The following is a 20,563-nucleotide window of genomic DNA, read 5'->3' as shown; positions in this document are numbered from 1 at the left end:
AGAGGATTTTATTCCTTCTACTGTTTTTTTTGCATCTTATATTGGAATAATCCCAATTACAATTCCGGTAATTAACATAACCATTGTCGTTCCAACGGCCCATAATAAAGTGAAGCGTTGATGTTCACCGAAATCAACTTTTGCCATTCCGACCAATAAATAAGTGGAAGCGACAAGAGGACTTAATAAGTGAACGGGTTGCCCAAGTAAGGAAGCACGCCCCATTTCAGCTGCACTAATTCCGTAAGTCGCAGCAGCTTTCGTCAAAATAGGTAATACCCCGAAGTAAAATGCATCATTAGACATGAAAAATGTGAATGGCATACTGAGAAGTGCTGTAATAATTGGCAATTGTGGTCCAAGTGCATCTGGTATAAGAGTTACTACACTGTTAGCCATTGCATCTACCATTTTTGTTCCAGATAAAATACCAGTGAAAATACCGGCAGCAAATACGAGAGAAACAACTGCTAATACATTCCCAGCATGAGAAGCAATACGTTCTTTCTGTTGCTCTAAGTTTGGATAGTTAATCATAACAGCGATAGCAAAAGCGACTGTAAATAAAACAGGTAACGGCATAACTTCTAGTATGAGACAGACAAGTAATGTGGCGGTTAATAAAAAGTTAATCCATAGAAGTTTAGGGCGTTTATGCACTGCTGCTTCGACAGTTGCAGCTTGCTCATCCATTGTTTGCATTTGTTTTAAATATTGTACATCCATAATTCCTAAACGTTTTCTTTCTTTTTTTCCAAGATAGTAGGCAACGAAAACAACCCAAATTGCACCAGCAATCATTCCTGGAATAAGAGGTGTAAATAATTCGGAAGCCTCAAGTCCAAGTGCGCTCATAACACGAGCTGTCGGTCCACCCCAAGGTGTAAGATTTGTTACCCCTGCCCCTAACATAACAACTCCAGCTAATATGAGGGGGTTCATTCCAAGGCGCTTATATAGTGGATACATTGCGGAAACTGTAATCATGTATGTTGTTGTACCATCACCATCTAGAGAAACGATAATAGTCAATATAGCCGTTCCGACAACGATTTTTAAAGGATCTCCTTTTACAAATTTTAAAATCTTACTAATGACAGGATCGAATAAACCGCTATCAATCATAATCCCAAAATATAAAATAGCGAACATAAGCATAATACCAGTAGGTGCTAATTTTTGAATCCCCTCTAACATCATAGGCCCCATATTGGCATAGAATCCGCCAATTAATGCAAAAACACTCGGAATTAATATTAATGCTACTAGCGCTGACATACGTTTCGTCATAATTAAAAACATAAAGACAAATACCATCGCAAATCCAAGTAGTGCTAACATGTAATTTCCCCCTTAAAAGAATGATTGCGCTTTCAAAATAGAATAAAAATTCAGAAAAAGGTTTTTTATTTATAATAAAAGCATCTATTCAAATGGTAAATAATTTGAAAAATAACATCATTAGAAGCATAATTTTTATTTTGTTCATTTTGTTCACGGTAGTTAATTTGAATTTTTAAAAAGTAAGCTGCTTTTCGTAAGAATGGTAGAATAAGATGAAAATAGTGAAGTGTGAAATAGGGAGTAGATGTTATATGAAAACGAGAATTGAAGAGATTTATAGCTCTTATGAAGGAAAAGTAGAGGAGATTTTTATTAATGAATCTTCTTACGTATATGAATGGGAAAAATTACTGATGATCCGAAAAAATGACGGTGAGCTTAAAAAAATTGCAGTCGGGATTAGTGGAAATATAAGATTGGTAAATGTAGAAGTTGGACAGGAAATTAGTGCGGATACATTATTAGTTAAATTAGAAGATGATTTGTTAATTACAGGTTGCGAGTGATGAGAGATGTGTAGAAATAACTACACATCTTTTTTTGTTTTCTATATTACAAAAAGCACATTGTTTTTTCACAAATCTCACACAACCTTTTGGTATTCTTTTCGTGGAGTATACGGTTTCTAGGGAGGAATATTGATGAAAGTAAAATATGTCGTACTTGCTATATGTTTATGTTTCGTATTTACGGTAGTCGGGTGTGGGAAAAAGGAAACAGCAGCTGTTGCCATTGATGAGAAACATGATAAATGTGATATTTGCCAAATTGGGGTAACAGATAATCAATTTGCAACAGAAATTATTTTAGAAAATGGAAAAGCGTTAAAGTTTGATGATATCGGTTGTATGTATAAATGGATGGAGATCAACTCAGATGAAAAGACGAAAGAGAAATTTGTCCGAGATTATGATTCGAAAGATTGGATTTCGTTAGAAGACGCTACTTACGTATATGATAAAACAATAACGACACCGATGGCTTATAATGTCATCTCATTTAAAAATAAAAAAGATGCAGAGAGCTTTGTATCTAACTATAAGGGGAAAGTTCTTTCGTATAAAGAGCTAGCAGAGCATAAATGGGAAATGAATAAAGAGATGATGGGGAAACCGAAGGCAGGAAATCATGGTGGACATCATTAATAATAGAAAAAGACAACTATATAGTTGTCTTTTTCTATTATTACTCAGGTGCAAATATAGAAAAGGTGTAAAATTTTTAGAAGAACGGTTACAATGGAATATAGTAACCTAAAGCAATCATTTATCCCGCATTAACGGGCGGTAAGATCCCCACCTCAAAATTTAGTGAAAGCAAAGAAGTTAGGTGGAGTCGGGCTGCCCGTAAAAGCCCAACTGGTGTGGGCTAATAATTAGTGGTGGATGAACAAAACCCCCACTAATTAAAGTTTCACTTTATGTACTTTTTAGAAATGTATACAAATGCGGTAAAAACGTGCTAAACTAATTGCTTCATAATGTTAATGATGGGGCCATCAGGCGTATCATTTCAATAGGTTGAGAAACATAGTATAAGCTTAAGATAATCCGATTAAAGAAGGAATCTAAAGGGCTTATGGATAAATGTACTCAAGAAGAGTTATTGTATGTGATGGAGGAATGGTTAAGAAAACATTATCTTTCATAGGAGCTGTAGTTGTGAGAAAACAAAAAATTTTATTATGTATTTTATTAGGACTTTTAATGACGGTAGTGGCTTGCGATAAGCAAGAAGAACCAGAATCGAAACCGGTTCATGTGAAAAATGAGAAGAAAAAAGAGAAGCATAAAGAACAGGAAGAATCTAAAGAAGAGAAAAGTATAAATTTAATGGACAAACAGTTGTTACTTTCAGCTACTCTTGGAGACACAGAGACAGCTATGAAGTTGATTCAGGATGGAGCGAATATAAACGTAGAAGGTGACAACGGAGAAACGCCTGTCCTTGCAGCGACGTACCAAAATCATGTAGAGACAGTTAAAGCATTAATTGGTGCAGGTGCTAATATTGAAATTAAAGATGAGAAAAAAAGTAATCCACTTCTTTATGCAAGTAGAGAAGGATATACGGATATTGTAAAAGTATTAATTAATGCAGGAGTTAATACGAAAGAAACGACTAGGTCAGGTGGGACAGCACTTATTTCTGCATCTGAGCGTGGCCATGTAGAGGTTGTTAAAGAATTATTAGAGCATACAGATATTGATGTGAATTATAAAAATGAACGTGGTGGAACAGCGTTATTAGAAGCAATTGTATTAGGAAATGGTAGTGAAAACCATAAGAAAGTAATTCAATTACTTATTGATCACGGTGCAGATGTAAACATGGCTAACAAGGAACATCTGACACCACTGCAATACGCTGAAAAAAGAGGTTTTAAAGATATTGTAAATATGTTGAGGGTAGCTGGAGCGAATGAAGTAGTACAGCCACAACAACCAGTAGAGTAAAAAACGAAAAATAATCCCATTTAGATAGACAGAATGAAGAAATCAGTTAGTATGATGGATTCAGTAATGTGTATTTGAATGGGATTTTTATTTTGAACATGAAAAATAGATTATGAATGGATGGTAAATGGAGTAAATAAGGAGGCAACCTTATTTGGCAATTGTAAAAAATGAAAAAGTAGTTTCTGTTTGTTGCAGTGCCAGAAGTACGCCCGTAGCTGCTGAGGCAAGTGTGGAAACTTTAGCTGAGTTTCAAGGGAACGGATATGGTACTGATGTTGTTACAGCCTAGGCCATATCAATACAAGAGAAAAGGCGCATTCCACTTTATAGTACTGCTTGGGATAACTTTAGTTTGCAAGCAGTGGCAAGCAAACTAAAAATCATTAACTATGGAATGAATTTACATATTGATTGAATTTTAAGTATTGTTTCGTTCTATTTATTTATATTTTAATATCTAGATTAATGTAAATAATGATATGGTGAATATTAACATTCGATTAACACCTAATTAACAATCTATCAAAACTGACTTAATAAATGCGTAATATAGTAAAGGTAACAAAATAACTAGGGTAGAGAACATTTGAGAACACCCACTTACATATAATGTGCCACTTTCTTAGGTGTGCTCTATTCCCTAGAGTTCAAATAAGGAGAAAGGCGTTCTATGTAAGTAGGTGTTTTTAGTTTGGATAAAAATAGAACAGTTAGGTGGAATAAATGTTTAAAGAACCTTATATTGCGATGATAAAGGATTGGAAAGGATACAAAGCATACAAAAAATTGCCGAAAACAGTTTTTCTTATGACTGGTTCAATGCTGGAATTACCAGAGCGTGTATATGAATTGCAGAAACATGGACATGATGTATTTCTTCATTGTGATTTTATACAAGGCTTAAATACGAATACAGAGGAAGCGCTTTTGTATATTCAAGATGTTATCGGGGCACAAGGTATTATTTCAACAAAGGGTTCAACAATTCGAAATGCTAATAAAATTGGATTGAAAACAATTCAACGTATTTTTATTGTAGATACTTTATCTCTTACTAAATCAATTGAAAATTGTAAAACGACTAAACCAAATGCAGTAGAGATTATGCCGGGGATTATGCCTTCTATTATTAAGCAGCTAGTAGAGGAAATAGAGTTTCCTATTATTGCAGGAGGGCTGATTCAAACGCGAGAAGATGCGGAAATTGCAATTCGTGCAGGAGCAAGTGCGATTTCAACAAGTCATTATGAAGTATGGATACAAGAAGAAAAAAGGAGTGCAACCTTGTGATTGAATTGAAAAATGTTTCAAAGGTATATAAAAATGCAGAAGAGACAGCGGTTAAAGGCGTATCGGTTCATATTAAGAAGGGTGAATTTTTTGTTTTAGTTGGACCTTCGGGATGCGGGAAAAGCACATTATTACGAATGATCGCTGGCTTAGAAGAGATTTCTTCAGGAGATTTAATTATTAATGAACGTGTTGCAAATGATCTAGAGCCGAAAGACCGTAATCTATCAATGGTATTTCAAAATTATGCATTATATCCACACTTATCTGTAGAAGAAAATATTTTATTTGGACTTAAGGTAAGAAAAGTACAAAAAGAAGAGCGACAAAAGCGATTAATGGAAGCTATTGAAATGGTAGGACTGAAAGAGTATGTGAAAATGAAACCAGGCCAATTATCAGGCGGACAAAGACAGCGTGTTGCACTTGCCAGGGCAATTGTGAGTCAAGCGCCAATCTGTTTAATGGATGAACCACTTTCGAATTTGGATGCGAAATTACGTGCGCAAATGAGAATTGAAATTAGAGAAATTCAGCAGCGATTAGGAATTACGATGATTTACGTTACCCACGATCAAATAGAAGCGATGACTATGGGTGATCGTATCATGGTTTTAAATAAAGGAAGTATACAGCAAGTTGGAACACCACTTAACATATATAACGAACCAGCAAACGAATTTGTTGCAAGTTTTATAGGTTCTCCTTCTATGAATATAAATGATGGGGAAGTAAATAAAGAAAAAGGTGTATTACATATAGGACAATTGCAAATTCCATTATCTATTAGACAGTTAAAGCAATTACCAGAAGGAACAATTCGCATAGGCATGCGCCCTGAGCATATTGCACTGTCTGAGGAGGGACAAGAAGTGACGTTGCAATCTGTAGAAGTATTAGGGAATGAATCTATATTGAACTTTGCGGTAAATGGAACAACTTGGAGTGCGAAAGTTATCGGACAGTTACTCCTGAACAAAGGTGACAAAGTAAAATTATTATTCTCGCAAGAAAAGTTATGCTTCTTTAACGAAAACACGAATGAACGCTTAAAAGTGGTAGCTGAAGAAGAGTTGAAAGTGGTGGCGAAATAATGATCGAAGTAAGTAAGTTACCAGTTCAAACAAAGGTGTCAAAAAAGAAAAAATTATGGGAGAGAACGAAAGATTTAAGAGTAGGATTATTGTTTTTGGCGCCATCTATTTTGCTATTTTCGATTTTTCTGTTCTATCCATTGTTTAGGACGATTTATTATAGTTTTTATTTAACCGATATACATGGAGAAGCTAATCTTTTCGTTGGCTTAGAAAATTATCAATATTTATTCTCTGATCCAGCCTTCTACAAAAGTATAAAATCAACTTTATTATTTGTTTTATATACAGTTCCTACGAGTATTATATTTGCTTTGTTTCTTGCATTGATTGCAAATGGAAAGGTAAGAGGTATTGGGTTATTCCGAGTTCTGTTTTCTTCGACGATGGGAATATCAGTAGCTGCTAGTGCAGTGATTTGGCTATTTTTATTTCATCCAAGTGTAGGATTATTTAATAATATATTAGCCTCTATGAACCTTCCTGCAATCGCATGGTTAACGAGTCCGGACTGGGCACTATTCTCTGTATCAGTTACAACAGTTTGGGTGAATACAGGTTTTGCATTTTTAGTTATATTAGGTGGTTTACAAAATATTGATACGTCTTTATATGAGAGTGCATCTATAGATGGCGCTAGTTATTTATATAAGCTTCGCCGTGTTACATTACCGATGCTATCACCAACTTTATTCTTTATTGTAACAGTAACATTAATTAGTGCGTTCCAAAGCTTTGGACAAATTGATATTTTAACGCACGGTGGACCAAATGATGCAACGAATTTAATTGTGTACTCGATTTACAAAGAGGCGTTTGTGAATCATCAATTTGGAACAGCAAGTGCACAAGCGATGGTATTATTTGTTTTCATTTTCGTTGCTACATTACTTCAATTTAAGTTTGCTGAGAGAAAGGTGCATTATAAATGATTGTTAAACAGTGGAAACAAAATTTCCTATTATACATGCTACTCATTATTAGTGCAGTGATGGTATTTTTTCCTGTACTGTATGCTTTTTTAATAAGCTTTATGACACCAGACGATATTCAAATGAGAAGGTTATTTCCGACCCAGTTTACTTTTGATAATTTCATTAATATTTTTCAAAAAGTACCGCTTTTTACATACTTATATAACAGTTTAATTGTATCGACAGTCGTTATGATTGGACAACTTATCGTATCAAGTTTAGCAGCTTATGCTTTTGTTTTTCTTCAGTTTAAAGGGAGAAACTTAATTTTCTTCCTGTTTATTTCAACGATGCTTATTCCGTGGGAAGCAACGATGGTGCCTAACTTTTTAACGATTCAAAACTTTGGCTGGATCAATAGTTTCGCCGGGATGACAGTGCCGTTTTTTGCAACAGCTTTCGGTATTTTCTTGTTACGTCAACATTTTATGACACTTCCGAATGAACTGAAAGAAGCTGCTTTTATTGAAGGGATTGGAAATATAAGATTTTTATTCAGCGTTGTAATACCGTATTGTAAAACGAGTTTTATTACGCTTGGAGTATATAGCTTTTTAACAACATGGAATATGTATTTATGGCCACTTTTAGTGACCACTGATGAAAAAGTAAGAACAGTGCAAATCGGTGTAAAGCAGCTTCAGTCTCAAGAAGTTGCAACTGATTGGGGAAGCGTAATGGCCGGTGTTACGGTTATCGTTATTCCAACATTGATTTTACTATTTTTAGGGCAAAAGCAATTACAACAAGGATTAACAAAAGGTGCAATTAAATAACTAAGAGAAGGTGGGATTTAAATGAGTCTAGTTAAAAAAGGTGCTGCTCTATTAATGGTAGCAACAATGGCATTATCTAGTGCAGCTTGTTCAAATAGTAAAACAGAGGGAAAACCTGAAGCACAGGCAAAAGTATCACCATTTGAAAAAAATGGTGATAAAACTGTAATTCGTTTCTGGCATGCGATGAGTGGAAAAACACAAGGAGTATTAGATGGTCTTGTTGCAGACTATAATAAGTCGCAAAATAAATATGAGATAAAGGCAGAGTTCCAAGGGACATATGAAGAGTCTTTAACGAAATTTAGAACGATGTCTGCAACGAAAGAAGCGCCAGCTCTTGTTCAATCGAGTGAAATTACAACGAAATATATGATTGATAGTAAAAAAATCACACCAATTGATAGCTGGATAAAAAAAGATAAGTACGATACGTCAAAATTAGAAAAAGCAATTACAAATTATTATTCAGTTGATGGAAAAATGTATTCTATGCCATTTAATTCATCTACACCAGTATTAATTTATAATAAAGATGCTTTCGCAAAGGCGGGCTTAGATCCAGAGAAAGCTCCAAAAACATATGCGGAATTACAAGAAGCAGCGAAAAAGTTAACGATTAAAGAAGGCGGAAATGTAAAACAATATGGATTCTCCATGCTTAACTACGGTTGGTTCTTTGAAGAATTGTTAGCGACACAAGGTGCTTTATATGTAGATAACGAAAACGGTCGTAAGGATGCTGCAAAGAAGGCGGTATTCAACGGTAAAGAAGGACAGAAAGTATTTGGAATGTTAGATGATTTAAATAAGGCTGGCGCCCTTGGAAAGTATGGAGCAAGTTGGGATGATATTCGTGCCGCGTTCCAATCTGGACAAGTTGCTATGTATTTAGATTCTTCAGCAGGTGTTCGTGATTTAATCGATGCATCTAAGTTTAATGTAGGTGTTTCATATATTCCGTATCCAGAGGATTCGAAACAAAATGGTGTTGTTATTGGTGGAGCATCATTATGGATGACGAATATGGTTTCAGAAGAAACGCAACAAGGTGCTTGGGACTTTATGAAATATTTAACGAAGCCAGACGTACAAGCAAAATGGCATACTGCAACAGGTTATTTCTCAATTAATCCAGATGCATATAATGAGCCATTAGTAAAAGAGCAATATGAAAAATATCCACAGTTGAAAGTAACAGTAGATCAATTGCAAGCGACGAAGCAATCTCCAGCAACACAAGGTGCTTTAATTAGTGTATTCCCAGAATCACGAGATGCAGTTGTAAAAGCATTAGAAGCGATGTATGACGGGAAGAATAGTAAAGAAGCGTTAGATGAAGCTGCCAAAGCAACAGATAGAGCAATTAGCATTTCAGCTCGTACGAGTCAAAAATAAGAGAAAGCCGTATCCTTAAAAGGGATACGGCTTTCTTTATAGGGAGATAAGGGATCAAAGAAATGATGAAGTCTTATCTCTTTTATATGAGTAAAGGGTCTAGAGTGAATGTTGTCCTTTTCATTATTTATTTAACTCCATTGCGACTTGTTTACCATTTAAGAAAACCTCTACTACCGCTACTACAACTTCCATTACTTTTTTCATCTCTCATCTCTCCTTATTTTTGTTTCATTTCTTACTCTCAGTATAAGGAAATACAGTAATTACAACTATCGAATTGGATGACAAGAGACTTACATTGTTGTAAGGATAATAGTTTAGTTTGTAATAAAGTGAAACTGTAATCAGTGGGGGGCTTACTGCCCGTTAATGCGGGATTTCAATTCTGAACTTTCTGTCGTTTTGAACTATAATTAGAAAGAGGGGGGATAATATGAAAAGAATTCTTGTTATTAGTGATATTCATGGAGAGATAGAAAAGTTCGAACAGTTATTGGAAGAAGCTCAATATGATGCGAAACAGGATCAATTAATCTTACTGGGAGATTATGTAGATCGTGGTCCAAATGCGCGTGCTGTAATTGAAAAGGTAAGAGAATTGAAAAAAGAGGGAGCACTCATTTTAAAAGGAAATCATGAAGATATGATGATTAAGGCGTTAACGACAAATGAGGAACGTTCATGGAACCATTGGGTAAAAAGAAATGGTGGAGATAAGACATTATATAGCTATGGATTTGTAGAAGAAGATATTGCGGTTAATGAGAAAGACTTCCAAAAACCGATTTTACACTCTCGTGTATTAGAGGAACATATAAAGTTTATTCAAGAATTAGATCATTACATTGAAACAGAAGAGTATATATTTGTACATGCTGGGGTTGAACCGATGAAACGAGTTTCTGAATCTGAACCATATACATTAATGTGGATCCGTAATGAATTTCATAATGGATATAGCGGTGAAAAGGTTGTTGTATTTGGGCATACGGAAACAAAAACGCTTCATGGTAGTGAGGATTGCGGAGTGTATTTTGGTAGTAATCGTATTATTGGGATTGATGGCGGGGCTGTGTATGGCGGTCAGCTAAATTGTTTAGAGTTGCCGAGTAAAAAGGTATATGTAATAAAAAATTGAAAGAGATAAGAGGAATCTTATTTCTTTCAATTTTTTATTAAGCTAAATTTAAGACAAAGTTTTTATAATAAAACTTCAAAATTTTAGAAGGAAATAGTTAAAAATGAAATTACGTAATGTAACTACATTCTTTTGTTATAAAGAGAAGAAATGTAATAATAAATAGAATTGAACTATTTGATGGAAGGTGAGAGCATGCGTTTACTTGTAGTAGAAGATAATGCTTCGTTATTAGAGTCTATCGTACAAATTTTACGTGATGAATTTGAAGTAGATACGGCAATAAATGGAGAAGATGGATTGTTTTTAGCTCTTCAAAATATATATGATGCAATTTTGCTGGATGTGATGATGCCAGGGATGGACGGATTTGAAGTGATTCAAAAAATACGAGATGAAAAGATTGAAACACCAGTCCTGTTTTTGACAGCGAGAGATTCTTTAGAAGATCGGGTGAAGGGATTGGACTTTGGTGGAGATGACTATATTGTTAAGCCATTTCAGGCCCCTGAATTAAAAGCGAGAATTCGTGCTTTACTACGCAGAAGTGGTAGTTTAACAACGCAGCAAACAATTCGTTATAAAGGGATTGAATTGTTCGGAAAAGATAAAGACGTTCAAGTAGATGGACAAAGTATTAAGTTGACATTGAAACAATATGAGCTACTAGAGTATCTCATTCAAAATAGCGGGAAGATTTTAATGCGTGAACAAATTTTTGATCGTGTTTGGGGATTTGATTCAGATACTACAGTAGCGATTGTAGAAGTATATGTGCATCATTTGCGTAAAAAATTAGAACCATTCGGTTATCAGAAAGATATTCAAACCGTTCGAGGTATTGGATATATATTAAAAGAACAATGAAAAAAGGAAGTATGTTTCAAAAAACACGCATTCGTTTGACTATAGTGAACTCATTAGTATTTATTCTATTAATAGGTATATTAGGTAGTATTATTTATTCATACACATATAAGCGTATTTATAATGAAGTGGATCAATCTATAAAAATGATGGCTCAGTATAGAGAAAAATTAGATGTTAAAATACCACCAAGAAAACGCATGGAGAATATCCAAATTGGAGATCCGCGAGTAACTAGAATAACTTGGAATGGAAAAATAGTGAAAATAGAGGGCGATAACCGTAAATTCCGTTCTATTTTTGAAGAGAATTTGGAAAGTTTTTCTCCCGAAAAATTAGAGGAGTTACAAGATATTGAAATACAAGGACGATATTTTAGAGCATTTTCGCTTCAAAAAGATGGAGAAATAGTTCAAATCGTGCGAGATATAACAGCGGAAGAAGGAATGTTAAATACTTTATTTTTAATTCTCGTTATAGGTTGTAGCATAGGAAGCCTCTGTGCGATAGGTATTGGCTTTTTCCTAGCTGGTAGAGCACTTGTACCTATTCAAAGTTCATGGGAGAAACAGCAACAATTCGTTTCTGATGCATCACATGAACTCAGGACACCACTTGCAGTTATTCAATCAAAAACGGATGTTTTATTCCAGTCACCATCCGCTACGATAGAAGAAAAAGCGATGGATATTTCTACAATTTCAAAAGAATGTAGGCGGTTATCGAAACTCGTTAGTAATTTATTATTGCTAGCACGTTCTGATTCTAATCAAATTGAGATGGATAAGAAAACATTTGAACTTGATAAATTGTTAGAAGAAATAGTAGCTCCATATAAAGAGATTGCTTCTTATCAAGAAAAAGAAATGATGCTAAAAGTAGAACGTGGTGTATCTTTTATGGCTGATAGAGAGCGGATTCATCAAATGATGGTCATACTGTTAGATAATGCGATGAAGTATACAAACGAAGGTGGGCATATTCAAATTGATTGCACGCAAACGAGTAGTTCAATTCGCATACAGGTGAAAGATGACGGGATAGGAGTGAAAGAAGAAGATATTCCGAAATTATTTGATCGTTTTTATCAAGGGGATAAAGCAAGAAGTACGTCAGAAGGAGCTGGATTAGGTCTTTCAATCGCAAATTGGATTGTAGAAAAGCATTACGGAAAAATATCAGTAGAGAGCAAATGGGGAGATGGCACTTGTTTTGAAGTGATTTTCCCTAAAAACCAAAAAATATAAGTAAGAAGACGACCTTGTTTTTACAGGGTCGTCTTTTTTTAAGGTAAAGTTAAGAAACTATTTATATTATGTATGGCATAAAGAAAGTTCGTTACATGAAGAAGAGACTAGGTGTATGTGAGTGGGGGTTATCAATCATAATGTTATCTCAAGCAGCGATGAGATGTATGTATAGTATTAAAAAAACTAGGGGAATGATGGGAAAGAAAGTATAAGAGGGAGGAATTAATTTTGAAAAAGAAAATGATGACGGTATTCACTATTGGAGTAATGAGTTTAAGTATATTAGGGGGTGCCTCTCCTTCTGAAACACAAAAAGGAAAGACAGATTACACGCAGCGCAGTAAAGAACAATTGAACAATGGTAAGATACATGCAGTGCATACAGAAGAAAAAGCAGAGAAACTAGGTATTGAAACGGAAGGAAAAGAACAAATTACACTAGAAAAAGAAATTCATGAAACAGAAGTAGGAAGGGAAGCAGAGCAGTTAGGCATATCGATTGAAGGAAAAGATGTTGGGACGCTGTCAGAAGAAATCTATGAAACAAAAGTAAAGCAAGAAGCGTTAAAGCTAGGTATATCTATAGAGAATACATCAATTGTAGATTTAATTACTCAAATTAATGCGATTAAAATTAAAGATGAAGCAGATAAATTAGGTATTTCGACAGATGGAAAAGAAATCGAAGACATCGCGGAAGAAATCTACGGAAAGAAAGTAAGAGAAGAAGCAGAAAAGCTAGACATTTCTCAAAAAGGAAAAGAAATTGAAGAGTTAGCACAAGAAGTGTACGAACAAAAAGTACAAGAAGAAGCAAAAAAACATCATATTGATTTGTATGGTAAAGATATATATCAAATATTAAGAGAAATTAATGAACAAAAGGTGCTACAAATGGCAGATGAGCTTAATATGGATAAAATGAATATGAATATTCAAGAGTTAGCGGAAAAGATAAAAAAAGATCAGCCTGAAAAAGGAAAAGAACTAAATTTTGTACCGATGGTACGAACGGATGCTGACGCATTTTATTCTTATTTAACGAATTAATAAGGGTGTGAAAGCGATAAGAAAATTGAAGTGGTATATATGTACAGCTTTACTAGGTGCAGCAATATGGAGTGTATATACAAATGGAATTCCAAAGTATGTAGAGAAGTTAACATTCTCAAATATACAAAGAGGAAAAGAAACGGAGTTTAGTAATAACGATGAAAAAGTCATCTTATCAAATGTTCCCTTAATTCAGCAGTTACCAGAATTGGATAGAGGCTGTGAAGTGACGAGTTTAGCGATGATGTTACAATACGCTGGTGTTTCAGTGGATAAGATGACATTAGCAAATGAAATAAAAAAAGTTGATTTTATAGACGATGGTGTGCGCGGGAATCCAAATGAAGGATTTGTAGGTAATATTTATACATTTTCTGAATCGGGATATGGTGTATATCATGGGCCACTTTTTCAGTTAGCGGAAAAATATTTACCTAATAAAGCTGTAGACTTAACAGGGAAGAATATAGAAGAAATTTATAAGAGTATAAAAGCAGGGCAACCTGTAGTCATGATCACAAATGCAACATTTGCACCATTAGATGCAGATGAATTTACTACATGGGAAACAAATAGTGGAGATGTTTCTATTACGTATAATGAACATTGTATTGTACTTATCGGGTATGATCAGGAATCTGTATATATTCGAGATCCACTTGAGGGTAGCTTAGATGTAAAAGTACCGAGAGAAACCTTTGAACAGGCATGGGCGCAAATGGGAAGTCAGGCAATTAGTTATGTAAAGAGCGTCAAATAAATTAGGACGAAGAGTTTTAGTAATATGACTATAAGGCGAAGGATAAAGATTTGAGGATTATAAGAGAAGTTTTATAGAGTATAAGCTGTTAAGAAATAAGAGAACTTTAGCATATATAATGCTAAAGTTCTCTTATTTTTATGATTAAAATACGTATAAGGAGTGAATATGCAAAAATGCATAATTGACGAAAAAATTACATGTTATCATTATATATTGTTTTATATATGTTAATTGTATAAAATGACACAAGTATCCACATTACATAAAGGAGGCTTATTATGCAAAAAATATTTAACTGGGTTAAATGTATGAGTATCAATAAAAAATTAATCATTTCATTTTTTATTATTTTAACTATACCAGGAATTATTATCGGTGGTGTTTCATATCAAACTGCCAAAACAAATTTTGAACATCAAATGACAGCTAAAGCAAAGGAGAATATTTCGATTTTAAATACTGTTATTTCTCAAAATATAGAAGAGAAATTTGTTGATGCGACGTACTTTGCAGACATCTTAACAGAGGATACATATCCAAATGGACAGGAAGAAATAGTAAGAACGAAGTTAGCACAATATATAAAGCTTCATCCAGAAGTAGAAGGTATTTATATTGGAACAGAGACAGGAAAGTTTATAAGAGAACCATTTATCCAGATGGCTGATGGGTATAATCCAACAGATAGATCTTGGTATAAAGAAGCTCATGAAAATAAAGGGAAAGTAATTGTTACTGCACCATATCAGTCAGCATCTACAAAAAATATGGTAGTGACAATTGCGAAAGAAGTAAAAGATGGTAAAGGTGTTATAGGAATTAATTTAAATTTAGATAACATCTTAAAAATTTCCAAAATGATTAACATTGGTGAAAAAGGTTATGCAGTTATTTTAGATCAAAATAAGCAAATTGTTAGTCATCCATCTAGAAAACCAGGTGCAAAAGTTACTGATTCTTGGATTAAACCAATCTATGAAGATAAACAAGGAAATGTGTCTTATACAGAACAAGATGATAAAAAGAATTTAATCTTTGCAACAAATGAGAAAACGGGCTGGAAAGTAGTTGGCGTTATGTTCGATGAAGAAATTACCCAAGCTGCCAGTCCAGTGTTTTATAAGACTTTGATTGTCATTGCTATCGCTATTGCATTTGGTAGTATATTAATTTATTTCATTACAAAGTCTATTACAAGGCCATTACGAAAAATAGCTGAATCGGCATATAAAATTAGTAAGGGAGATTTAACAGAGAAAATTACAATCCATTCCAAGGATGACATAGGGAAATTAGGGAATTCATTTAATGAAATGTCTACGTCTTTACAAGATGTTATTACCCAAATTAGCTTTTCAGCAGAACATGTTGCAGCATCGGCAGAAGAGTTAACAGCGAGCGTACAGCAAGCAAATGATGCGACAGATCAAATTACAATTGCAATGGAACAAGTATCAGGTGGGGCTGAATCACAAAGTCAAGGTGTTGAAGAAGGTGCGGCTACATTGCAACAAGTAAATACAGCAATTCAAGATGTAACTGGAAGCGCAGAGTCAATTTCTATTTCCTCATTACATGCGCGAGAAAGAGCTGAAGAGGGAGAAGATTTAGTTGAACAAACTGCAAAACAAATGCAGTCTATTTCTAGGTCGGTATCCGAGTCAGATGCTATTATTAAACTGCTTGATGAGAAATCAAAGCAAGTAGGAGCTATTTCTGAAGCAATTCAAAACATCGCAACTCAAACAAACTTATTAGCTTTAAATGCGGCTATTGAAGCAGCAAGAGCAGGTGAACAGGGACGAGGATTTGCTATTGTAGCAGATGAGGTTAGAAAATTAGCAGAGCAATCAGGAGAGTCATCTGGAGAGATTGCAAATTTAATTGCAGAAATTAAGGCGGATATTGAACATACTGTTAAGGCGATGGATAATGTGAATGGAGAAGTTCAACAGGGCCTTGATGTTGTAACAAAAACGAAAGTAAGTTTTACGGAAATTTTAAGTTCTACTACACATATTGTTTCTCAAGTTAATCAAATGGTAGAAACAACGAAGAGAATTGCTGGAGATGCAAATGAAGTGACAAATGCTATTGATGAAATTGCAGCTGCTGCAGAAGAAAATACAGCTAGTATGCAAAGTGTTGCAGCTTCAACAGAAGAACAGGTTAATTCCATGGAGGAAATTAGTTCAGCTTCGCAAAACTTAGCTGAGATGGCAGAAGAACTACAAGCGATGACTAGTAAATTTAAAGTATAATAACAGCAGATAAGTAAGGTGAAAATAATATCACCTTACTTATTTTTCTATTCAGCAATTAGGGGAGTCATTAACGGGATGAAAAAAAGAAGAAGACTATGGAATTTATGGAAAACGATTACATTGTTAGTTTGTACAGTTGTAATTTTTTCTTTACTTGTGACAGATATATTAATTAGTCATAATGTAGAACGGACGACGGAAGATAGCCAAGCAGAGAAGGCAAAAACAATTGCACACATTGTGGCGAATGATTCGATTGTAATCGATGGTTTGGTTGGGAAAGCAGATACCTCTGCAATCCAAACGTATACAAATAGAATATTACAAAACACAGGTGTTCAGTTTATTGTAGTTATGGACATGAATGGAATAAGAAAGTCACATCCAAATCCTCAAAAAATAGGGCATCATTTTATTGGGGGAGATGAAGGGCCTGCATTGAAAGGGAAAGAACATGTATCGTTAGCAGAAGGAACTTTAGGTATTTCCATGCGAGTGTTTGTACCAATATTTTCTGAAACAGGTGAACAACTTGGAGCTGTGGCTGTTGGTATTTCAGCAGATAATGTAAAAGAGAGAGTTAAGGAAAGTAGACATATCATTTATATTGGTGTCGGAGTTGGTGTATTAGTCGGAATTATAGGAGCAATATTGCTAGCTAGACATATAAAGAAAAGTTTATTCGGTCTTGAGCCGCACAGGATAGCAAAAATTCTTGAAGAAAGAAATACGATGCTACAATCTGTAAAGGAAGGTATTATTGCTGTAGATAAAGAGGCTAGAGTAACATTAATTAATAATGAAGCGAAACGTCTATTTAAAAAAAGCGGACTTGAAGAAGATTTTATCGGTAAAGATGTTGAGTTGTATATGCCAAATTCACGTATAAAAGAAGTATTGCAAACGGGAGAAGTACAATTAAACGAAGAACAAAATATTTATGGAATTACGATTGTGACGAATCGAGTTCCTTTATATGTAAAAGGAGAAATAGTTGGTGCAATTGCAACATTTCGTGATAAAACAGAGATTAGAAAACTAGCAGAGGAACTAACTGGTATTAGACTATATGCAGAAGCATTACGGGCACAATCTCATGAGTTTATGAATAAGATGCATGTCGTATTAGGGCTTACACATATGAAGCAGTATGAAGAATTACAGAAGTATATAAGCGGCATGGTATCAGAGCATCAATATGAAATTGGTGGAGTTATGAAAAGAATAAAAAGTCCAGTATTTGCTGGTTTTTTACTAGGTAAGCTCAGCTATGCTAGAGAGAAAAATATAAAATTAATTATAAGTGAAGATTCTTATATGCCGGAAATAGATGATGAAAGTATTACTCATGAACTTATTACGATTGTCGGAAATTTAATTGATAATGCATTAGAGGCAGTTACGAATTGTGAAAAGAAGCGAGTTGAAGTTAAGATACAACATGGGGATATACTAACTATTACAGTACAAGATACGGGAAAAGGTATACAAGAAAAAGAAATAGAGGAATTATTTACGAAAGGTTATTCCACAAAGGGAGATAACCGCGGTTATGGTTTGTATCTTGTAAAAGAAAGTATACAGCGAATAAATGGGGAAATTCATATGCATTCATTAGTAGGTAAGGGAACAACGATAACAATTGAAATACCTAAAGGTAGGGATGAGAGGCAAATATGATTAAAGTTTTAATTGTAGAAGATGACCCGATGGTAGCAATGCTAAATACGCATTATTTAGAGCAAGTAGGAGGATTTGAACTTGTTCAAGCAGTTAACTCAGTAAAGTCGGCGATCGAAATATTAGAGAAATCACGAGTAGATTTAGTATTACTTGATATTTTTATGCCTGAAGAGACTGGTTTTGAGCTTTTAATGTATATCCGGAACCAAGAAAAAGAAATCGATATTATAATGATTTCAGCTGTACATGATATGGGAAGTATTAAAAAAGCATTACAATATGGTGTAGTAGATTATTTAATTAAACCATTTACATTTGAACGATTTAAAGAGGCATTAACTATATATCGAGAAAAACTTACTTTCATGAAAGAACAACAAAAAATTAGTCAATCGGAATTAGATTCGTTAATTTTACAAAAAGAAAAAAGGGAGCCTACTGTCACGAAAGAGCTTCCGAAAGGGTTAACGAAGCAAACGTTGCAATTAATTTGGCAGAAGATCGAGTCGTTGAATGGAAGAGTGTTTACAACAGATGAAATGGCACAATTAGTTGGAATTTCAAGAGTTTCTATTCGAAAATATGTAATGTTTTTGACTGACATTGGGGTGTTAGAAAACGAAATGATGTACCAACATGTGGGCAGACCTGTAAGTAAATTAAGATGTGTTGATCAAAAGAAAATAGAGTTTTACGTATAAGCGACTTAATATAAGTCGCTTATACTTTTTTTAATTACAAAATCAATTACAAAACTTACAAAAACTATTTTTACTATTGAAAGCGTTTTAATATTGTTATTAAGAAAACGAGGGGGTGCCATATGGGAATTCAAAAGAATGTGGAAGCGGTATCATTTTCTGAAGGAAATGAAGTACAAAGAGAATCTTTCGCTTCTAAAATTATGAATGTAAAAATCGGTGTTATACCTTTACCGTTATATGTAGTATTGGCTGCTATTATTTATGGGGCATCTGTATATAATAAATTGCCAGCAGATATGATTGGTGGATTTGCAGTTATTATGATCATGGGGATTTTCTTAGGCGATATTGGGATGAGAATTCCAATTTTAAAAAATATCGGCGGTCCAGCAATACTTTCGTTATTTATTCCATCATTACTTGTATTTTTTAACTGGATGAATCCAGCTTCAATGGAAGCTGCGACTATGTTAATGAAAAAATCGAACTTTTTATATTTATATATTTCTTGTTTAGTAGTCGGAAGTATTTTAGGAATGAACCGTAAAGTGTTAGTACAAGGTTTCGTTCGCATGTTTATTCCTTTAGTAGTAGGGACGTTAGCTTCTGTAGCAGTAGGGTTATTGGTCGGTTCATTATTTGGATTTGAAATGAAGCACACATTCTTCTTTATCATCGTACCAATTGTGAGTGGTGGTATCGGGGAAGGGATTTTACCATTGTCGCTAGCTTATAGTGATATTTTAAATGAATCATCAGCGACGTTTGTATCACAGCTTATTCCAGCAGCTATTATTGGAAATATGTTCGCAATTGTAAGTGCAGGGTATATGAAGCGTTTAGGTGAGAAGAAACCGGAGCTTAGTGGTAACGGTGTATTAGTGAAAACAGACAATCAAGCAGAATTATTAAAAGAACAAAATACAGAGAAGCCAATTGACTTCTCATTAATGGGAGCAGGTTTATTAATTGCGTGTACGTTCTTCATCTTCGGAGGATTTGCTTCTAAGTTCATCGGTATTCCTGGGGCAATCATTATGATTTTTTCAGCAGCACTTGTGAAATACTTTAAATTAATGCCAGCAAAAATGGAGCAAGGAGCATTCCATTTATATAAATTTATTTCGAAGAATTTAACTTGGCCTTTAATGGTTGGATTAGGATTGCTATATATTCCGTTAAAAGACGTAGCAGCAGTTCTTTCAGTAGGATATGTTGTTGTGTGCGCATCGGTTGTTCTTACAATGGTAGCATCAGGTTTTCTTGTAGGGAAAGTGATGAAGATGTATCCAGTTGAATCGGCGATTGTAACTGGATGTCATAGCGGTTTAGGCGGAACTGGAGATGTTGCTATTTTATCGGCTTCAAATCGTATGGAATTAATGCCGTTCGCACAAATTTCAACTCGTTTAGGCGGGGCGGCAATGGTTGTAACGGCGACAATATTATTAAAAATGTTTTCATGATCAAACAAGCTAGCTATATTCGTATAGCTAGCTTGTC

At 34.4% G+C, this 20,563-nt stretch carries 18 protein-coding genes and 1 pseudogene; 18 read left to right on the top strand and 1 reads right to left on the bottom strand.

The window, feature by feature from the left end; genetic code table 11:
• Nucleotides 1-36: 36 nt before the first annotated feature.
• Nucleotides 37-1,341, bottom strand: a complete 1,305-nt coding sequence (locus tag HMAS_RS25345) for a CitMHS family transporter (RefSeq protein ID WP_000880474.1) — start codon at nt 1,339-1,341, stop codon at nt 37-39.
• Between the two features lie 254 nt (nt 1,342-1,595).
• Between HMAS_RS25345 and HMAS_RS25340 the strand changes: the two genes are divergently transcribed.
• The 18 genes and pseudogenes from HMAS_RS25340 (at nt 1,596) to HMAS_RS25255 (ending at nt 20,526) form a co-directional block, all read left to right on the top strand.
• On the top strand, nt 1,596-1,850 hold the full coding sequence (locus HMAS_RS25340; protein ID WP_000857376.1) for a hypothetical protein: 255 nt from the start codon (nt 1,596-1,598) through the stop codon (nt 1,848-1,850).
• A 135-nt stretch (nt 1,851-1,985) separates the two neighbouring features.
• Nucleotides 1,986-2,489, top strand: coding sequence for a nitrous oxide reductase accessory protein NosL (locus HMAS_RS25335; RefSeq protein WP_000865665.1), 504 nt, complete (start codon nt 1,986-1,988; stop codon nt 2,487-2,489).
• A 441-nt stretch (nt 2,490-2,930) separates the two neighbouring features.
• Nucleotides 2,931-3,800 carry an ankyrin repeat domain-containing protein gene (locus tag HMAS_RS25330; protein WP_000287336.1) on the top strand — a complete coding sequence of 290 codons (870 nt, stop codon included), beginning with the start codon at nt 2,931-2,933 and terminating at the stop codon, nt 3,798-3,800.
• A gap of 142 nt (nt 3,801-3,942) precedes the next feature.
• A pseudogene (locus tag HMAS_RS25325) lies at nt 3,943-4,218 on the top strand (GNAT family N-acetyltransferase); the annotation flags it as partial.
• 308 nt (nt 4,219-4,526) lie between these two features.
• Nucleotides 4,527-5,093, top strand: coding sequence for a glycerol-3-phosphate responsive antiterminator (locus HMAS_RS25320; protein ID WP_000472003.1), 567 nt, complete (start codon nt 4,527-4,529; stop codon nt 5,091-5,093).
• The gene (locus HMAS_RS25315) at nt 5,090-6,187 is read left to right on the top strand and encodes an ABC transporter ATP-binding protein (protein ID WP_000571390.1); all 1,098 of its coding nucleotides are present in this window, start codon (nt 5,090-5,092) and stop codon (nt 6,185-6,187) included. The genes HMAS_RS25320 and HMAS_RS25315 overlap by 4 nt, the downstream gene beginning before the upstream one ends.
• Nucleotides 6,187-7,119, top strand: coding sequence for a carbohydrate ABC transporter permease (locus tag HMAS_RS25310; protein ID WP_116345087.1), 933 nt, complete (start codon nt 6,187-6,189; stop codon nt 7,117-7,119). The genes HMAS_RS25315 and HMAS_RS25310 overlap by 1 nt, the downstream gene beginning before the upstream one ends.
• Complete coding sequence (locus HMAS_RS25305; RefSeq protein ID WP_000635946.1) at nt 7,116-7,937, top strand: carbohydrate ABC transporter permease; 822 nt, start codon at nt 7,116-7,118, stop codon at nt 7,935-7,937. Before HMAS_RS25310 ends, HMAS_RS25305 begins: the two co-directional genes overlap by 4 nt.
• A 21-nt stretch (nt 7,938-7,958) precedes the next feature.
• Nucleotides 7,959-9,335, top strand: coding sequence for an ABC transporter substrate-binding protein (locus tag HMAS_RS25300; protein WP_116345086.1), 1,377 nt, complete (start codon nt 7,959-7,961; stop codon nt 9,333-9,335).
• Nucleotides 9,336-9,771: 436 nt separating this feature from the next.
• Nucleotides 9,772-10,476, top strand: coding sequence for a metallophosphoesterase family protein (locus HMAS_RS25295; protein WP_000821975.1), 705 nt, complete (start codon nt 9,772-9,774; stop codon nt 10,474-10,476).
• A gap of 195 nt (nt 10,477-10,671) precedes the next feature.
• Nucleotides 10,672-11,343, top strand: coding sequence for a response regulator transcription factor (locus tag HMAS_RS25290; protein WP_001238623.1), 672 nt, complete (start codon nt 10,672-10,674; stop codon nt 11,341-11,343).
• Nucleotides 11,340-12,590 (top strand): sensor histidine kinase, encoded by a 1,251-nt coding sequence (locus tag HMAS_RS25285; RefSeq protein ID WP_000715832.1) that lies wholly within the window; start codon nt 11,340-11,342, stop codon nt 12,588-12,590. The genes HMAS_RS25290 and HMAS_RS25285 overlap by 4 nt, the downstream gene beginning before the upstream one ends.
• A 231-nt stretch (nt 12,591-12,821) precedes the next feature.
• Nucleotides 12,822-13,643 carry a hypothetical protein gene (locus tag HMAS_RS25280; RefSeq protein WP_000728587.1) on the top strand — a complete coding sequence of 274 codons (822 nt, stop codon included), beginning with the start codon at nt 12,822-12,824 and terminating at the stop codon, nt 13,641-13,643.
• Nucleotides 13,644-13,650: 7 nt separating this feature from the next.
• The gene (locus tag HMAS_RS25275) at nt 13,651-14,406 is read left to right on the top strand and encodes a C39 family peptidase (protein WP_002023225.1); all 756 of its coding nucleotides are present in this window, start codon (nt 13,651-13,653) and stop codon (nt 14,404-14,406) included.
• A 281-nt stretch (nt 14,407-14,687) separates the two neighbouring features.
• On the top strand, nt 14,688-16,670 hold the full coding sequence (locus HMAS_RS25270; RefSeq protein WP_063264149.1) for a methyl-accepting chemotaxis protein: 1,983 nt from the start codon (nt 14,688-14,690) through the stop codon (nt 16,668-16,670).
• A 78-nt stretch (nt 16,671-16,748) separates the two neighbouring features.
• On the top strand, nt 16,749-18,353 hold the full coding sequence (locus HMAS_RS25265; RefSeq protein WP_000747345.1) for a sensor histidine kinase: 1,605 nt from the start codon (nt 16,749-16,751) through the stop codon (nt 18,351-18,353).
• Nucleotides 18,350-19,057: a response regulator gene (locus HMAS_RS25260; RefSeq protein WP_000598666.1), complete on the top strand. Its 708-nt coding sequence runs from the start codon at nt 18,350-18,352 to the stop codon at nt 19,055-19,057. Before HMAS_RS25265 ends, HMAS_RS25260 begins: the two co-directional genes overlap by 4 nt.
• 122 nt (nt 19,058-19,179) lie before the next feature.
• On the top strand, nt 19,180-20,526 hold the full coding sequence (locus HMAS_RS25255) for a 2-hydroxycarboxylate transporter family protein (RefSeq protein WP_000512722.1): 1,347 nt from the start codon (nt 19,180-19,182) through the stop codon (nt 20,524-20,526).
• The last annotated feature ends 37 nt before the right edge of the window (nt 20,527-20,563 follow it).

The sequence above is a fragment of the Bacillus sp. HMA207 genome, from assembly GCF_003402455.1.
In the GTDB taxonomy this organism is placed as follows: domain Bacteria; phylum Bacillota; class Bacilli; order Bacillales; family Bacillaceae_G; genus Bacillus_A; species Bacillus_A cereus.
This window is presented reverse-complemented; position numbering and strand designations above follow the sequence as displayed.

Excerpts from the sequence above, each read along its gene's own strand:
- HMAS_RS25345 (WP_000880474.1), bottom strand. The coding sequence starts at position 1,341 with ATGTTAGCACTACTTGGATTTGCGATGGTATTTGTCTTTATGTTTTTA.
- HMAS_RS25340 (WP_000857376.1), top strand. The coding sequence starts at position 1,596 with ATGAAAACGAGAATTGAAGAGATTTATAGCTCTTATGAAGGAAAAGTA.
- HMAS_RS25335 (WP_000865665.1), top strand. The coding sequence starts at position 1,986 with ATGAAAGTAAAATATGTCGTACTTGCTATATGTTTATGTTTCGTATTT.
- HMAS_RS25330 (WP_000287336.1), top strand. The coding sequence starts at position 2,931 with ATGTACTCAAGAAGAGTTATTGTATGTGATGGAGGAATGGTTAAGAAA.
- HMAS_RS25320 (WP_000472003.1), top strand. The coding sequence starts at position 4,527 with ATGTTTAAAGAACCTTATATTGCGATGATAAAGGATTGGAAAGGATAC.
- HMAS_RS25310 (WP_116345087.1), top strand. The coding sequence starts at position 6,187 with ATGATCGAAGTAAGTAAGTTACCAGTTCAAACAAAGGTGTCAAAAAAG.
- HMAS_RS25305 (WP_000635946.1), top strand. The coding sequence starts at position 7,116 with ATGATTGTTAAACAGTGGAAACAAAATTTCCTATTATACATGCTACTC.
- HMAS_RS25300 (WP_116345086.1), top strand. The coding sequence starts at position 7,959 with ATGAGTCTAGTTAAAAAAGGTGCTGCTCTATTAATGGTAGCAACAATG.
- HMAS_RS25295 (WP_000821975.1), top strand. The coding sequence starts at position 9,772 with ATGAAAAGAATTCTTGTTATTAGTGATATTCATGGAGAGATAGAAAAG.
- HMAS_RS25290 (WP_001238623.1), top strand. The coding sequence starts at position 10,672 with ATGCGTTTACTTGTAGTAGAAGATAATGCTTCGTTATTAGAGTCTATC.
- HMAS_RS25285 (WP_000715832.1), top strand. The coding sequence starts at position 11,340 with ATGAAAAAAGGAAGTATGTTTCAAAAAACACGCATTCGTTTGACTATA.
- HMAS_RS25270 (WP_063264149.1), top strand. The coding sequence starts at position 14,688 with ATGCAAAAAATATTTAACTGGGTTAAATGTATGAGTATCAATAAAAAA.
- HMAS_RS25265 (WP_000747345.1), top strand. The coding sequence starts at position 16,749 with ATGAAAAAAAGAAGAAGACTATGGAATTTATGGAAAACGATTACATTG.
- HMAS_RS25260 (WP_000598666.1), top strand. The coding sequence starts at position 18,350 with ATGATTAAAGTTTTAATTGTAGAAGATGACCCGATGGTAGCAATGCTA.
- HMAS_RS25255 (WP_000512722.1), top strand. The coding sequence starts at position 19,180 with ATGGGAATTCAAAAGAATGTGGAAGCGGTATCATTTTCTGAAGGAAAT.